This is a genomic window from Halomicrobium sp. HArcht3-1, from assembly GCF_058933345.1.
The window spans coordinates 36,632-51,647 of sequence record NZ_JBZYDM010000009.1 but is presented as its reverse complement, the minus strand read 5'-3'; the positions used below and the strand labels follow the sequence as shown (position 1 = coordinate 51,647).

The window sequence follows — 15,016 nt, the reverse complement described above, 5'->3', positions numbered from 1 at the left end:
TCAGTCGACGGTCAGTCGTGACAGATCGACCTCGTAGGGTCGGGGCTTGATCGCAAGTGCCGTGAGCCAGCCCTGCAACCGGGCGAGTCCGTTACAGAGGTGCAACGAGAGGATGCCGAGCACGCCGCCGGCGGCCGAGAGTGCGACAGCTTCCCACAGCGTCGTCACCTGCCACGACGTGAGCGTGAACGGGAGCGTGATGACGGCTGCGCCACTCCAGAACTGCGCGACGTAGGACAGCGAGAGATCGATCGGTCCAGAGAGGTGGAGACCGATGGCCGCCGTGTCGTAGTACAGGGGTGCGAGAAGCAGGCTCGCGACGAGGGTAAACAGCACGGTGAGGACGATAAAAGTCGCGAGACCGACGACGAACTTCGCCGCGAGATAACCGATGCCGATCCAGGTCCCGAGATCAGTCATCGGCTCGCGGATGTAATCACGCCAGTCCTTGGTGTCGCTGGGCCTGTCGAGCGGGATCGACGTACCCAGCAGACTGCTCGCGAGCCAGCGTTCGAAGACGAGCAAGCGATCGGAGACGACGAGGAGGCCGATCAGCACCGGCAGGCCGATGACGACGGAGAGGAGACCGACACCGAGCGGGACACCCGTCGCAAGCACCACGAAGTAAAACAGGCCGAGCGGGAAGGTGAGCGCGAGATAGAGGAGGTTCTTGTACGTCTGTACGCTGGTGACGACACCGACGACCGGCGTGGAGGACAGCGAATACTCCGCGAGTGACGAGGTCCGGAGGCTCATACCAGAACCTATCAATAGCTCAAGTCAAAAAAGTACGCTTTTCTCGCCCGGGCGCTCAGAAACGGGCATGAACGCTGTCGAAATCGAGTATTGCGTTCCGTGTGGCTTCCGTCGGCGTGCGCTCGACCTCGCCGAGGCGATCCTCAACGGCTGTGAGCGCGAGATAGACGAACTGTCGCTGGTGATGGGTGACCACGGCGTCTTCCGGGTCCACGTGGACGAGGAGGTCGTCTACGACAAGGACGAAGCCGACGCCGACGTCGACGAGATCGTTCGGACGGTTCGGTCGGCACTGTAGCCCACTTGTGCACTTGGTTCGGTTCCGCTCGGGCCCGCATGCGAGTCGAAGCGGCTTTCGGCGGGCCACTCTCAGCCACACACATGACCGAGGTACTGGTCGCCGAGGACGTGCGCCGCGAGTACGGCGACACCGTTGCCGTCGACGGGGTGTCGCTGTCGCTGGCCGAAGGTGAGGTGTTCGCGCTGGTCGGACCCAACGGCGCGGGCAAGACCACGCTCGTACGAGCGCTGACCGGGACGACCGACGCGACGGGCACTGTCGAACTGTTCGGCCAGCCCCCGACCGCAGTCGAGCGCGCTCGTATCGGCCTGCTCCCGCAGGACTTCACACCACACGAACGCCTGACTGCGACCGAACTGCTGGAATACTACGCAGGCCTGTACGACGAGACTCGCCCCGTGGCGGAGGTGCTGACCGACGTTGGGCTGGGCGACGACGCCGAGACGTGGTACGAGAACCTCTCGGGCGGCCAGCGCCGCCGGGCCTGTGTCGCGACGGCGCTGATCAACGATCCGGACCTGCTGGTGCTCGACGAGCCGACGACTGGGATCGATCCGGCCGGCCGGCGCTCGCTGTGGCAACTGCTCTCTGGACTCGCCGACCGGGGCGTGACAATTCTCGTGACGACCCACTACATGGAAGAAGCCCACCAGCTGGCCGACCGCGTCGGACTGCTCGCCGACGGCCGCCTCGCTGCCGTCGACAGCCCCGCGGCGCTCGTCGCCGAGTACGGCGGGACGCGTCGGCTCACCTTTACCGGCGAGTTCGATCCGGCGATCACTGGCGAACTGGATCGCCCCGCCGAAGTCAGTTCGGGGACGCTGACCGTCTTCGACGTCGAGCCGACCGACATCGGGGACGTGGTCGCGACGCTCGAAGGAGCCGGCGTCAGCTACGACGGCCTGACGTGGAGCGAACCGGACCTCGAAGACGCCTATCTCGAACTGACTGGCGAGTCGGTGGCCCGTGGGACCGGTGCCAGCGAGCCGATCGGTGTGACTACAGGGGGTGACCGACGATGACCCGCGGTGGCCGGATCAGTGCCGAGGTGACCGCAGCCCGCAAGGCGTTCCTCCGTCGGCGGACCGCGGTCTTTTTCACCTTCTTCTTCCCGCTGTTGATCGTCGTGATCTTCGGCGCGCTGGTCCAGACTCAGCCCGGCGGCGGCGGGCTGTTCACCGAACCACCGGCGTTCTACGTGCCGGGGTATCTCGCCGTCGTCGTCCTCTTTACGCCCCTCTCCCGCGTCGGCAGCGAAGTAGCGCGCCACCGCGAGGGCAATCGCTTCGAGAAGCTGGCGACGACGCCGCTCTCGCGCCCGGAGTGGCTCGTCGGTCAGAGCCTCGTCAATGTCGCCGTCATCGGTCTCGCCGGCGTGCTCGTCCTCGGTCTGATGGTGCTGTTGACCGGTGCGTCGATCGTCCTGACGCCGGCGTCGATCGGGCTTGGCGTCGCCTTCCTCGTGATCGGCGTCACGCTGTTCTGTGGCGTCGGCGCGCTGCTCGGAAGCTACGCCGACTCACAGGACGGCGTCATCGCGGCGTCGAACGGCATCGCGCTCCCGCTTCTCTTCCTCTCGGAGACGTTCGTTCCGACGACTCTGCTGCCGGCGTGGCTCCCGACCGGTCTCTCGCCGCTGACGTACTTCTCGCGTGGCGTCCGACTCCTCGCGACCGGCGGGTCGACGAGCGCGGCCATCGAGAACCTCGCCGTCCTCGTCGTCGTCGGGATCGCCCTGTTCTTCGCCGGCGCGCTGGCGCTGCCCCGGACTGACTGACCGACCGTTTTCTGCTTCGGGTCTCCTTGCTCCGCTCAGCGCGGCGTCCACATGTAGATGTGGTTCAGCATCACGTAGGTCACGAGACCGAGAAAGAGGCTCAGCGACCACGCGGCCGCGGCGATTCGCCCGACTTTTGCGTGGACCGTCTCGCGCAGTTCCGCCGGCGTGTGCGTGAGGCCGAGCACGACTGCGTGGAGGACGACGGGCACCGAGAGAGCCGACAGGAGAATGTGGATCGCCAGCATCACGATGTAGGCCCCCCAGACGAGACCGGTCGCCTGAATCTCCTTCTCGAAGCCCCCGCCGACCTTCGTCAGGTACAGCACCAGAAAGAGCATGATGAGCGCGAACGCCGTGAGCATCGCGGCCCGGTGTTCGCGAACTCGATCCGTCTTGATGAAGTAGACGCCGGCGAGGATCGCCGTCAGCGCGACGAAGTTCACGACGGCGATGGCGTCACCGAGCAGGATGACGGCGTCGCGCGAGATTTCGGGAAACGGGAACAGGTCGGTGAACGCTCCGAGCACCAGCACGTAGCCCAGTACCGACAGGACGGCCGTTACCGCACGCGGTCGAGCACGAGCGTGCGACTGGAGATCTGCGACTGCCATGCGTTGCTCTCGGGGTTCGACCGTGTTTGTGCTTTCGGATGCGGCAGCCACAGCACCACCGTCAGAGTCAAATCGGTCGGCGTGGTAGGTGCTGACATGAGTGCGGACCAGCAGACGGAGGCAACTATTCGCTGTCTCGTCGCGAAAGTCGGACTCGACGGTCACGACCGAGGCGCACACGTCATCTCGCGGGCGTTCCGCGACGCCGGCTTCGAAGTGATCTACTCGGGGCTGCACCGTGCTCCCGAGGAAGTCGTGCAGGCCGCCGTCCAGGAGGACGTGGACGTGCTCGGTATCTCGATCCTCTCTGGAGCACACAAGACGCTGGTCCCCAAGATCCTCGACGGTCTCAAGGAGTACGACGCGTTCGAGGACACGCTGGTCCTCGTCGGGGGGATCGTCCCCGACGACGACAAGGCGCAACTCCGTGAACTCGGGGTCGCGGAGATCTTCGGTCCCGGCGCGTCGATGGACGAGATGATCGCGTACGTTCGCGAACACGCACCAGATCGGGATCGATGAGCGACCTCGTCGACGAACTGCTCGCAGGCAAGCACAGAGCGCTGGCGAGAGTCATCAGCAAGATCGAAGATCGGTCGCCGGGCTATCGAGAGATCGTCTCCGAGTTGCATCGTCACACGGGCGAGGCCGACGTGATCGGCGTCACCGGCTCACCCGGTGCAGGCAAGTCGACGCTGGTCGACAAGGTCGCTGCGGCCTACCGGGAGCGTGGCGATACCGTCGGCGTCATCGCGATCGATCCCTCCTCGCCCTTTACCGGCGGTGCCGTACTGGGCGATCGGATACGGATGGCTTCGAACGCGGGCGACATGGACGTGTTCTTCCGGTCGATGTCGGCCCGTGGCTCGCTGGGTGGCCTGTCGACGGCGACGACCGACGCCGTCACCGCGCTGGACGCCTTCGGCAAGGACAAGGTCATCATCGAGACCGTCGGCGCGGGCCAGAACGAGATCGACATCGTCAGGACCGCCGACACCGTCGCGGTGCTCGTCCCGCCCGACAGCGGCGACGACGTGCAGATGCTGAAAGCCGGTATCCTCGAAATCGCGGACCTGTTCGCGGTCAACAAGGCCGACCTGGACGGGGCAGACCGGACCGTCCAGCAGTTGACGGAGATGCTACACTACGGGCAGGGCCGCCCCGGTCCGACCAGCGGCGACCCGGCTGATACGGCCGATGGCGATGTCGACCCGTGGGAACCGCCGGTCGTCGAGACCGTCGCAAACAGGAGCGAGGGCGTCGGCGCGTTCGTGACGGCCGTCGACGAACATCTGGCCTATCTCGACGAGTCGGGCCAGCGCGAGGCAAAGCAGCGGTCGCGTTACGCAGCCGAGATCAGAACGCTCCTGCGAGAGGACGCGAACGAATTGCTGGAGCGAGAACTGACCGCAAGCGGCGGGATCGATCGGTACGTCGACGACGTGCTCGCGCGCGAGTCCGATCCCTACACCGTCACAGAGGAGATCCTCGATCCGATCAGGGAGTGTCTGCAGGCCCGACACGGCGAGTGAGCCGGCGTGTATCGATACGACGTGCAGTGATTATTTATCCATCAGGCACCTGTGTGAACGTATGAAACTGCGGAACATCCTCGGCGTCGCCGCCGGGACTGTCGGGCTGACGGCAGTGGCGAATCGGTTGCTGACGGCGCGGGCAGGCGAGTTCGAACCGTTCCTCGACGGCACGCACCGGACCTACCGCTGGCGTGGCTTCGACGTGGCCTACACCGAGGCCGGCGATCCCGAGGACCCCGATCTCGTCCTGCTGCACGGGATCAACGCGGCGGCGTCGAGCCACGAATTTCACGCCGTCGTCGACGCGCTGGCCGAAGAGTACCACGTCCTCGCCCCGGACCTCCCGGGCTTTGGGCACTCAGACCGGCCCCCGCTGCTGTACTCGGGGTCGCTGCTGACGACGTTCGTCACCGACTTCCTCACCGACAACAGCGACGATCCGACGGTCGTCGCGTCGTCGCTGACGGGAGCCTACGCCACGCTCGCTGCCGGAGAGACCGATCTCGACTCGCTGGTCCTCGTCAGCCCGACGGCGACGTCGATGGGCGGCCAGCGGGTCTGGCTGCGCTCACTGCTTCGCTCGCCACTGCTGGGGCAGGGGATCTACAATCTGATCGTCAGCAAGCCGTCGCTGCGCCACTTCCACGACGACCACGGCTACTACGACATGGACAATCTAGCCGACGAGATCGTCGACTACGAGTGGACCACGGGGCACCAGTCCGGTGCTCGCTTCGCGCCGGCCTCGTTCGTCAGTGGCTTCCTCGACGTCGACGTGGATCTGGGCGACGAACTCGCTGCACTGGACGTGCCGATCACGCTCGTGTGGGGTCGTGACGCCGACATCACACCGCTGTCGGACGGGCGGAAACTGGCCGACGACGCGGATGCTCGCCTCGTCGTGTTCGACGACGCACTGTTGCTGCCCCACGTCGAACACCCCGAGCAGTTCGTCGACGTGGTGCGTGGCGAGTACGAGAAAGCGGTCGCCTGATCCCGTTTCAGCGCGGCTGGAACACGACCGCACGTTCGCCGGTCGTCGCGCGCTCACCGATCTCGATACCGACGACAGTATCGACTTCGACCGCGTCGGGGTCGACACCGCGGACCAGCCCCGTCACGGAGACTGGCCCGAAGTCGGCGATGGCAGTGACGTAGGGGGCGTCGTCCTCGAACTGCGGCGTGGCGACTTGTACGGTCGTGTAGGTCGCGATCACACCGGATTCTGGAAGCGGTTCGCGAGCGAGGTCCCGCGAGCCACAGTCGGGGCAGACGCGTCGGGGCGGGAGCCAGCCGTGGCCGTTCGAACATTCGAGATAGTACGGCTCATCCTCGGTGATGGCGTCGAGCCAGTCGTCGAACGCACCGTCGCGTGCGCGGTCGGTCATCGGTCCACCTCCAGCGCGGGGCGCTGTCGGTCTCCCGATCGCTCACTGTGTTCGCTCTCGGGACCACCGGGAGAGCAAAGCTCTCCCGAGGCGGGTGAATTCACGTCACGCAGTTCGTTCATTCTCCCACCTCCAAGACGTGGACGGTCGTGCTCGCGACGGTCCCACCGGCGTTGTGTGCGACGCCCACTGTCGCGTCCGGCACGGCGTCGGCCCGCGGGTGCGAGCCATCGAGGACCCACGCGATCGTCGCCAGCTGTGCGACACCGGTCGCGCCGACCGGATGGCCCTTCGCTTTCAGGCCCCCGGAGAGGTTCACCGGGAGGTCGCCGTGGCGGGTCGTCGTGCCATCGCGGGCGGCCGTGATCGCCTCGCCGCGCTCGAACAGCGAGAGCGATTCGAGCGCGAGCACTTCCGCGATAGTAAAGCAGTCGTGGACTTCCGCCACATCGACGGCGTCGGCCTCGATGCCAGCGTCGGTGTAGGCTTCGTCGGCGGCCTTGTCCGCCGCTGGCGTCTGGGCGTAGTGAGCGCGGTCCTGTAGCGCGAGGTTGTCGCCACCCTGTCCCGTCCCCGAGATGCGAACGGGTGCGTCGAGACCGTGCTCCTCGGCGTAGGACTCGCTGGTAAGGATCGCTGCCGCCGCCCCGTCCGTGATCGGGCAGGCGTCGTACAGCCCCAGCGGATCGGCGACCATGGGGGCCTCCAGTGCGTCCGCGACGCTGATCTCCTTGCGGAGTTGGGCGTGGTCGTTGACCAGCGCGTGCTCGTGGTTCTTGACGGCGATCTCGGCCAGATCCTCGCGAGTGCCGCCGTATTCGTCGAAGTAGGCCCGGGCCATCAGCGCGTACGCACCGGGGAAGGTCATCCCGGCACGGATCTCGTAGAGGTCGTCGGCCGCGATGGAGAGGGCGTCGGTCGCACCAGCGGTGCCGATGTTCGTCATGCGCTCTGCACCGCCGACCATGATCACGTCGGCCTCACCGGAACGGATCGCACGGACAGCTTCCCTGATCGCCGCACCAGCGGAGGCACAGGCCGCCTCGAAGCGTGTCGCGGGTGCATCGAGGCCGACCATCTCGGCCATCAGCGGTCCCTGATGGCCCTGATGTTCGGCGAGTTCGCCCATGAAGTTCCCGTAGTACAGTGCTTCGACATCCGCCGCGGGGACCCCGGACTGGTCTAGGGCTTCCAGTCCCGCCTCCGCAAACAGGTCGCGACCGGTCCGTTCGGGGTGGCTCCCGAACTGGGTCACGCCGGCCCCGGCAACGCGTGGATCGGACATTACTGGAACGGTCGTTCTCAGTACTTAAATGCCTGCCGCCCCTGTGACCGATTGGCACGATTTCGGCACGCGAGAACCGCAATACGGCGGTCTACAAGAAAGATATCGGATACATTCCCACGAAGTCATTTAATACCTTCGTGTGTAACTGACAGCCGGCGTCCAGTCGGCCGGTGACCTGCTCTCGACAGTCCGCTCGGTCGGTCCGTCTCAGTCGACGATTTCGGCGACCTGTCGTGGCTCGCCGGAGAGGCTCGGCTCCGGTTCGACGATCTGGAGGACTTCGTGGTCGGTCACCTCGGGATACGATTTGCCAATGGCGTCCTCGATCAGCGCCTTCTCTAGCCTGAACTCGGTACCGTCGTAGACGACATCCACACCCTGCTCGTCGAACGAAAGAACAGTCATACACGGCGGTAGGCCGAGGACGGATAAAAACGTATCACACTACTACGGACCGTCGTCGTCGGTGCCGTCGTCGCGTTCCATCGATGCCGTTGCCGTCTGCGATGCCGTTCTCGTCGTCGCAAACTCCTGACGGTACCAGATCGGCGGTTCGATCACTAGCTCCTCGTCGCGTTCGAGTCGCCAGTCGACCGACACCGGCACGCGTCGATCGTCGACCGCGAGCGTGTAGGTCGCGCTCAGTTGCTGGACGACGCCGTCGGGAGCGACCAGCGCCGTAACGGTGTAGTTGGCTGCCCCGGCGAACGCCGTCGTCCGCGGGGCACCGCGGCCCTCGATCAGGTAGCGAACGCCGTTGACCGTCGGTCGACGCTCGGTCACGACCAGCCGACCGCTCGTCTGCAGATAACGCTCCAGTGTCTGGGTGCCATCGGTGTTGACCACCAGCAGATCCGGCGCGCCCGAGGAATTGCCGTGACTGATCGACCCCGCACGATACTGCGCGCGATACCAGAACTCACCGTCGTAGTAGAGATCCTTGGTCCCGCGCTGGCTCCCGTTGGTCCACGTGGTTCGAACTTCGATCAGTGATCGCAACGGGGTCGTCGCGAGCGTCCTGCTGCGCAGGAACGTCTGATCGGTCTCACCATCTGCCGGTGGCCCACGATACGAACGCCTGATCTGATAGGAGCGGCCGGTCAGTCGCTGACTGTGAGCTTCGATCAATCGATCGGCAGTCACCGACCCGTCGGTGCCGACACCGGGAACTTCGATACTATCAGGTGGACTGTCGAACGATTTCGGTGTCGACTCGCCCGGCATCGGGGTGGCAGTCGTCGCAGACGGCGTCGGTGTCGATACGCCATTTGGTGACCGATCGGCACCGAGCGCACTCAGTCCTGCCTGCAGGGCGACGCCGCCGACGACGAGGGCGAGGAGGACCAACGAGACGAGTGCGGCCCGACGTGAGACTCGAACGCGGGTGATCCGGCGACCGAGCCGACGCCACAACGGGGCCTCGATCCCCGCCACGGACGTGCCAAAGCACGAGACCGCGATTCGATCGGTCGCGCTCGAATCGATCCCATAGAGGAACGTATCGACGAGCGCGGTGGCATCGACGACCGTCGGCTCGCCGGCCAGATCGTCGGGCGGTGCGATCGCGTCGTCGGCAGTCACCACCGTGTCGACATCGACGCGGCGATCCGCGACGGGCACTGGACGGCTCAGCCAGTCGACGGCGACCGGAAGAATGCGCTGCGTTCGCTCGCCGTCGCGCGCGACGACGAGAGCGTTCTCGCGCTCGACAGTCCAGCCACGCGCCGACCAGACCGCTGCGACGAAGTCGGCGAATCCTTCGCTATCGAGGCGACGGACGCGGTCACGAACCAGCGCCCGGTCCGGCGGCTGGTCGGTCGTCATCGAGTGGGGGTTAGGACTGTGGGTGCTTCAACGGTGCGCCGGACCGAACGGCACGGGCGCGTCAGACGGGTGTCAGACGCCCGTCGTCTCCAGCATGAGGGTTTAAGACGGCGGAAAACAGTACTGTGGCTGTGCGACTCGGTTCCGACCCACTCGACCGGCTGTCTATTCCCGACGGCACAACCGTCGAGGAGCACGATCTGGTCACCGACGGGAACGTCATCGTCGGCGGCCAGAGCACGGTCGATTTCGGGGTCCGGGGCCACTCGGTCATGGCGGGCGAACGCGTCGACTTCGGCGGCCATATCGAGGCCGAGGGCGACTGTCGCCTCGACATGTGGTGTGACGTGAGCGACAACGTCCTCGTCGGCGAGAACGCCTATCTGGGCGAGCGCGTTCAGATCGACGGGGAACTGAAGGTCGCTGGTGATCTCGACATCGGCGACGACGTAGACATCGAAGACGGCTTCGAGGCAAACGGCTGGATCGTCATCCGCAATCCGATGCCGACGATCGTCTTCCTCTTTGTCTACCTCTCACAGTTGCTCCGTATCGGCGAGGAGGAAGCCGCCGAAGACGTACTCGCGTCGTTGACCGAAGACGACGGCCCGGACCACGAGCCACTCCTGATCCCACGCGGTGCGAGCGTCAGCGACGACCGGTGGCAGGTCTCGACCCCGGCGACCATCGGCGACGACTGTCGCCTCCACGGCAACATCCGCGCCCAGTCACTCGAAGTGGGCCGCAACGGCATCGTCTTTGGCAGCCTGCGAGCGCGCGAGGACGTGGTGGTCGGGCGCGGGACCGAGATCAAAGGCGACGTGACGACCCGATCGGGGAGCGTCGAGATCGGTCCCGGCGTCACGGTGTGGGGCGACGTGGTCGCCCACGACGTGGCACTCCACGAGAACGCGACCGTCGACGGGACGATTCGTGCCACCGGCGAGATGCGGATGCACACCGACGCGGTGATCGACCGACCCGACGAGACCGCCGAGGCGATGGCTGCCGCCGCAGAGGAGTTGGCAGACGACGGCCCGCCAGACGAGACTGACGGCAACGACAGCGCGGAACCGGACGAGACCGACGAGGAAGCCCCAGCCGAGCAGGACGACACCGACGACGAGTCGGCGGCAGGGACGGACGACACCGTCGAAGCCAGCGATTGACCGGTCACCCACGACATTCTTGTTCGAACGTTTCGAACGCCCGCTATGTCACGCGCCCTCCAGAAAGCGATCGTCTACGAACTGTTTGCGATCTTTCTCGCCGTCGTGATCTGTGCCGTCTCGGTGACCGAATCGATTACCGCCGGCTACCTCACCGGACCGTGGATCGCCCTCGTTGTCCCCACGCTGATCGCGTTCGGCGGACTCCTGAAAGCGCTGGGCGTGAGTGATTCGTCCCACCCCGGCCCGCCCGTGGCAGGCGCTGGCGATGCTGCCGACGGTGGCGACGACGGCGACGGCAGTTCGGACACGACCGGTGACGTGGGCGAGGACGGGGGGCAAGCGGCCGTCGTTCCGTTCGGCGGGCCACCGTACTGATCGCTGGATTCGCCGTGAGGACCGCGGTTAGACGATGTCGACATCGGTGAACTCGAAGCGCGCGCCGCCCGTCTCACTCGCTTCGAGAGAGACTGTCCAGTCGTGTGCCTCGGCGATCGCATCGACGATGGCCAGTCCGAACCCGGTGCCGTCGATCGCAGTCGAGTACCCACTCTCGAAGACTCGCTCCCGGTCTTCAGGCGGGATACCGGGTCCGTCGTCGGCGATGTAGAACCCGTCGGGGAGCGGGCCGACGCGGACGGTGCCGTCCGACGGTCCGTGTTCGATCGCGTTGCGAAGCAGATTCTCCAGCAGTTGCTTCAGGCGCGTCTCGCTGGCGTAGATCGTTTGCTCGGTCTCGACTTCGAGCGTCGCGCGCTCGGTCAGCACGCTCTCCCAGCACTGTTCGACGATCTCGTCCAGACGGAGCGTGCTGCGTTCGTTGACGCGCTCGCCCTGTCGTGCCAGCGCGAGCACGTCGCTGATCATCGACTCCATTCGGTCGATCGCACGCCGGCCGCGTTCGTAGTGGACCGGGTCGTCGGTCACCTCCGCACCGTCGAGCGCACCACGCAGCACCTGCAGGGGATTGCGGAGGTCGTGCGTGATGATCGAGGCGAACTCGTCGAGACGCTCGTTCTTCTCTCTGAGTTCGCGCTCGCGCTCGGTCCGTTCGGTGATGTCCTGCACCGTTCCCCGGACGCCGACGGTCCAGTCGTCGACCGTCTGTGACTCGGCCCGGACCTGCACCCAGTGTTCGTCACCGTCGGCGGCTTGCAGGCGGAACGTCGTGTTGAGGCGAGTCCCCGACCGGATCGACCGTGCGGCGGCGTCGAACACCGCTTCGGAGTCGTCAGGGTGGACGAGTTCGATGACTGTCTCGACCGTCGGGGTGTTCGAGGGATCGAGACCACAGATCTCGTAGACTTCGTCGCTCCACCACCAGGACTCGTCGATAACGTCGTACTCCCAGGTACCGACGTTGCCGATCTCCTGTGCTCGCTCGAAGAGATCGTTCTTCCGTTCGAGTTCCGCTTTCCGGTCTTTCAGTTCGGAGACGTCCCTGCTGATGGCGACGAACTGCCGGGTCTCGCCGACCTCGAGACAGCGGATGTGGATCTCGACGGGGAACGTCGAACCGTCGGCACGCTCGAAGACGCCGTCCATCCGGTGCTGGTCACCGGGAGTCATACTCGCCCAGAGTCGCCGGGCGCGCTCGCGGTCGGCCGATGGGTCGATGTCCCAGACGTACATATCGGTCAGTTCGTCCTCGCTGTACCCTGTTTGCTCGCGCAGGCGTGGGTTGCAGGCGACGATCCGTCCCTCGTCGTCGTGGAGATTGATCATGTCCGGCGACTGCTCGAACAGTGCATCGAGGCGCGTCTCGACCGACGGCAATCGGGGCGACGACCGGCGTTGCTCGTCGACGACGCTCTCGATCCGTCGTGCGAGTATCGCAGTCTGATCGACGCTGGGTGACCACCGGAGATACTCGCGCGCTCCCGCATCGAGGGCCTCGGCGACGGCGTCTACCTCACCCTCACGGACGACGTACAGGGACGGCACTGCCGGCCACTCGGCTATCAGCCTGCCCAGCAACGCCACGCCGTCGGACACTGGCGACTCGTCGACGACGAGGCAGTCGACGGAGTGGTCCCCTGTGAGGTGCTCTCGGGCCGCGGCCTCAGTCGCGACGGTCGTCACGGCAAAGCGGTCCGCGTCCCGTTCGAGTACCGCCCCGACAGCCCCCTCATCGCCGGCCGAGTCGCCGACCGAGAGGACGCGGATCGGGTATTGCACGAGCGCAGTATCGACTTCCACTTACTAAACACGACCGCTCGTCACCACCCCGTGTCGAGTACTGATGGAACCGAAACCCCCTTTTCGCTGACTGCGGTAGCCGGTAGCATGCTCTCTGTTGCGCTGGCGGGCAAACCCAACGCCGGCAAGTCTACGTTCTACAAGGCCGCGACGGAGTCCGACGTCGATGTGGGGAACTACCCCTTCACGACGATCGACCCGAATCGCGGCGTCAGCTACGTCCGCACCGACTGCCCCTGTCTGGACCGCGAGGAGCGCTGTGGCGACGAACACTGCCGAGCGGGCAAGCGCTACGTCCCGGTCGAACTGCTCGACGTGGCTGGGCTGGTACCGGGCGCTCACGAGGGGCGTGGTCTGGGCAATCAGTTCCTCGACGAACTGACCACCGCCGACGTGATTCTCAACGTCGTCGACGCTTCCGGCGGGACCAACGAGGAGGGGGAACCGGTCGAGGTCGGCAGCCACGACCCTGTCGAGGACGTGGACTTCGTCGAGACGGAACTGGACCTGTGGCTCGCCAGCATCGTCGACCGCAACTGGGAGTCCATCGAACGGGCCTCCCGGTCGCCGGATTTCGACCTCGACGAGGAACTGACCGACATGCTCACCGGCGTCGGCGCGACGGCCGTGGACGTGGCGACCGTGCTGCGAGACATGGACTATCCCGACGATCCGATCGCCTGGGCCGACGACCACCGTGAGACGCTGGCCCGCGAGATCAGACGACGCACCAAGCCCATCGTCGTGGTCGCCAACAAGGCCGACATCGCACCGCCGGAGAACCTCGACCGTCTCCGCGATGCCGCGGACCTCGTCGTCCCGACGACGGCAGACGGCGAACTCGGCCTGCGACGCGCGGCCGAAGCCGGCGTGATCGAGTACGATCCCGGCGACGACGACTTCGACATCGTCGGTGACGTGAGCGACCAGCAACGCGAGGGTCTCGAACAGATTCGCGAGGTCATGGCCGAGGGCGAGGGCACCGGCGTCCAGCAGGCACTCGATCAGGCAGTGTATGGTCTCTTGGACATGTTGACGGCCTATCCCGTCCAGAACGAAAACAAGTGGACCGACGCGAAAGGGAACGTCTTGCCCGACGCGTTCTTGCTTCCCACGGGGTCGACACCGAAAGACCTGGCCTACACCGTCCACTCCGACATCGGCGAGGGGTACATTCACGCGGTCGACGCCCGGGCAAACCGGCGCATCAGCGACGACCACGAACTGAGTGAGGGCGACGTGATCAAGATCGTCAGTTCGAACTAGGCGAACGGGCGGAGCCACACCGCGGCGGCAAGCACCGCGAGGAAGACGTACGAGCCACGGATCAGGAGCATCGTCGCAAGTTCGGGGTCTGCACCACGTGCGATCAGTGCGACGACGGCGAACGCGAGCGCCGCGAGCGCACTGCTGGGTGGGACGCCGGGCAAGAGAGCGCCAGCGGCGACGACGGCGACCATCCCCACGGTCATCAGGCCGTACGCCAGCCGGCGAGCGCGAGCAGGGCCGAGGGCGACGGCGACGGTCCGCTTCTGTATCGAGCGGTCGTAGTCGTAGTCGGTCGCGTCGTCGATCACCTTGATCCCCGAGAGCACGAGCAGGAACACCCCGGCGAGGACGAGCACCGTCGTGCTGAGCGTGCGCGACTGGATGTAGTAGCCACCCAGCAGCGAGATGGCGATGCCAGTCGGATAGCCGGCGGTCGCACCGACTGGGTGCATGTCCAGTTGTGGCGCGTGGTGGAAGCCGATCAGCCACCCCGGCAGCGTCAGCAGTGCCGCGACTGGGCCGACGAGGACGCCGATAGCGGCCGTTGCCGCGAAAAAGACGGTACTCGACAGCGCGAGTGCGACTGTACACCCCCGTTCGGTCAGCGGGTGGGTGTCGTCTTCCCCACGGCCGTAGAAGTCGACGTAGCCGTCCTTGACGTGGGCGGTGTACACCGCACTGAACACGGCAACGGCGTGCAGGCCGGCCAGACCGGGCGAGAACCGCGGCCCGAACAGGCCGCCAAAGAGCGACGCTGCGACCGGGGGGAGCATGAAGACCGGGTGGATCTGTGACGCGAAGGCGCGCACCGTCGCGACCGGCCCGTGTCCGTCAGTGGCGATCGACATGGGCGCAACGTCGTACTGAAGTGACAAAAAGTCGCGGTCGGTCAGCGC

Annotated in this window: 17 protein-coding genes; 9 read left to right on the top strand and 8 right to left on the bottom strand. The window is 65.9% G+C overall.

From position 1 onward, the window contains the following. Entirely contained in the window at positions 1-756 is a 756-nt protein-coding gene (locus AC5FRW_RS14970) for a sensor domain-containing protein (protein ID WP_493569268.1), read from the bottom strand. A gap of 67 nt (positions 757-823) precedes the next feature. Here AC5FRW_RS14970 and AC5FRW_RS14965 point away from each other — a divergent pair, with 67 nt between their 5' ends. The 3 genes from AC5FRW_RS14965 to AC5FRW_RS14955 all read left to right on the top strand — a co-directional run bounded on the left by AC5FRW_RS14965 (position 824) and on the right by AC5FRW_RS14955 (position 2,834). After that, positions 824-1,054 carry a SelT/SelW/SelH family protein gene (locus AC5FRW_RS14965; RefSeq protein WP_493569267.1) on the top strand — a complete coding sequence of 77 codons (231 nt, stop codon included), beginning with the start codon at positions 824-826 and terminating at the stop codon, positions 1,052-1,054. Between the two features lie 83 nt (positions 1,055-1,137). Further along, positions 1,138-2,079, top strand: a complete 942-nt coding sequence (locus AC5FRW_RS14960) for an ABC transporter ATP-binding protein (RefSeq protein ID WP_493569266.1) — start codon at positions 1,138-1,140, stop codon at positions 2,077-2,079. After that, positions 2,076-2,834 (top strand): ABC transporter permease, encoded by a 759-nt coding sequence (locus AC5FRW_RS14955; RefSeq protein ID WP_493569265.1) that lies wholly within the window; start codon positions 2,076-2,078, stop codon positions 2,832-2,834. The genes AC5FRW_RS14960 and AC5FRW_RS14955 overlap by 4 nt, the downstream gene beginning before the upstream one ends. A gap of 35 nt (positions 2,835-2,869) precedes the next feature. Here the strand turns inward: AC5FRW_RS14955 and AC5FRW_RS14950 are convergent, their stop codons facing one another. After that, entirely contained in the window at positions 2,870-3,448 is a 579-nt protein-coding gene (locus AC5FRW_RS14950; protein ID WP_493569264.1) for a DUF420 domain-containing protein, read from the bottom strand. Positions 3,449-3,544: 96 nt separating this feature from the next. On the opposite strand from AC5FRW_RS14950, the gene AC5FRW_RS14945 reads away from it, so the two are divergent. From AC5FRW_RS14945 to AC5FRW_RS14935, 3 genes are all read left to right on the top strand, one after another. Then, positions 3,545-3,970 carry a cobalamin B12-binding domain-containing protein gene (locus AC5FRW_RS14945; RefSeq protein WP_493569263.1) on the top strand — a complete coding sequence of 142 codons (426 nt, stop codon included), beginning with the start codon at positions 3,545-3,547 and terminating at the stop codon, positions 3,968-3,970. Further along, entirely contained in the window at positions 3,967-4,980 is a 1,014-nt protein-coding gene (meaB, locus tag AC5FRW_RS14940) for a methylmalonyl Co-A mutase-associated GTPase MeaB (protein ID WP_493569262.1), read from the top strand. Before AC5FRW_RS14945 ends, meaB begins: the two co-directional genes overlap by 4 nt. Before the next feature lie 61 nt (positions 4,981-5,041). After that, the gene (locus AC5FRW_RS14935; protein WP_493569261.1) at positions 5,042-5,977 is read left to right on the top strand and encodes an alpha/beta fold hydrolase; all 936 of its coding nucleotides are present in this window, start codon (positions 5,042-5,044) and stop codon (positions 5,975-5,977) included. A gap of 7 nt (positions 5,978-5,984) precedes the next feature. Here AC5FRW_RS14935 and AC5FRW_RS14930 read toward each other — a convergent pair whose 3' ends face one another. The 4 genes from AC5FRW_RS14930 to AC5FRW_RS14915 all read right to left on the bottom strand — a co-directional run bounded on the left by AC5FRW_RS14930 (position 5,985) and on the right by AC5FRW_RS14915 (position 9,483). After that, complete coding sequence (locus AC5FRW_RS14930) at positions 5,985-6,371, bottom strand: Zn-ribbon domain-containing OB-fold protein (protein ID WP_493569260.1); 387 nt, start codon at positions 6,369-6,371, stop codon at positions 5,985-5,987. A 118-nt stretch (positions 6,372-6,489) separates the two neighbouring features. Further along, complete coding sequence (locus AC5FRW_RS14925; protein WP_493569259.1) at positions 6,490-7,656, bottom strand: thiolase domain-containing protein; 1,167 nt, start codon at positions 7,654-7,656, stop codon at positions 6,490-6,492. Between the two features lie 210 nt (positions 7,657-7,866). Next, a complete protein-coding gene (locus tag AC5FRW_RS14920; protein ID WP_493569258.1) occupies positions 7,867-8,064 on the bottom strand; it encodes a DUF5800 family protein in 198 nt (65 codons plus the stop codon). A 42-nt stretch (positions 8,065-8,106) separates the two neighbouring features. Further along, entirely contained in the window at positions 8,107-9,483 is a 1,377-nt protein-coding gene (locus AC5FRW_RS14915; protein ID WP_493569257.1) for a hypothetical protein, read from the bottom strand. Between the two features lie 131 nt (positions 9,484-9,614). Between AC5FRW_RS14915 and AC5FRW_RS14910 the strand changes: the two genes are divergently transcribed. Together AC5FRW_RS14910 and AC5FRW_RS14905 are read left to right on the top strand one after the other, a co-directional pair. Beyond that, a complete protein-coding gene (locus AC5FRW_RS14910; RefSeq protein WP_493569256.1) occupies positions 9,615-10,652 on the top strand; it encodes a polymer-forming cytoskeletal protein in 1,038 nt (345 codons plus the stop codon). A gap of 45 nt (positions 10,653-10,697) precedes the next feature. Then, complete coding sequence (locus AC5FRW_RS14905; RefSeq protein ID WP_493569255.1) at positions 10,698-11,030, top strand: hypothetical protein; 333 nt, start codon at positions 10,698-10,700, stop codon at positions 11,028-11,030. A 27-nt stretch (positions 11,031-11,057) separates the two neighbouring features. Here the strand turns inward: AC5FRW_RS14905 and AC5FRW_RS14900 are convergent, their stop codons facing one another. Next, the gene (locus tag AC5FRW_RS14900) at positions 11,058-12,851 is read right to left on the bottom strand and encodes a PAS domain S-box protein (RefSeq protein ID WP_493569254.1); all 1,794 of its coding nucleotides are present in this window, start codon (positions 12,849-12,851) and stop codon (positions 11,058-11,060) included. Between the two features lie 87 nt (positions 12,852-12,938). Here AC5FRW_RS14900 and AC5FRW_RS14895 point away from each other — a divergent pair, with 87 nt between their 5' ends. Further along, positions 12,939-14,117, top strand: a complete 1,179-nt coding sequence (locus AC5FRW_RS14895; RefSeq protein WP_493569253.1) for a redox-regulated ATPase YchF — start codon at positions 12,939-12,941, stop codon at positions 14,115-14,117. On the opposite strand, the gene AC5FRW_RS14890 is transcribed toward AC5FRW_RS14895, so the two are convergent. After that, entirely contained in the window at positions 14,114-14,968 is an 855-nt protein-coding gene (locus AC5FRW_RS14890; RefSeq protein WP_493569252.1) for a UbiA family prenyltransferase, read from the bottom strand. The two genes, AC5FRW_RS14895 and AC5FRW_RS14890, sit on opposite strands and share 4 nt — an antisense overlap. Positions 14,969-15,016: the final 48 nt, after the last annotated feature.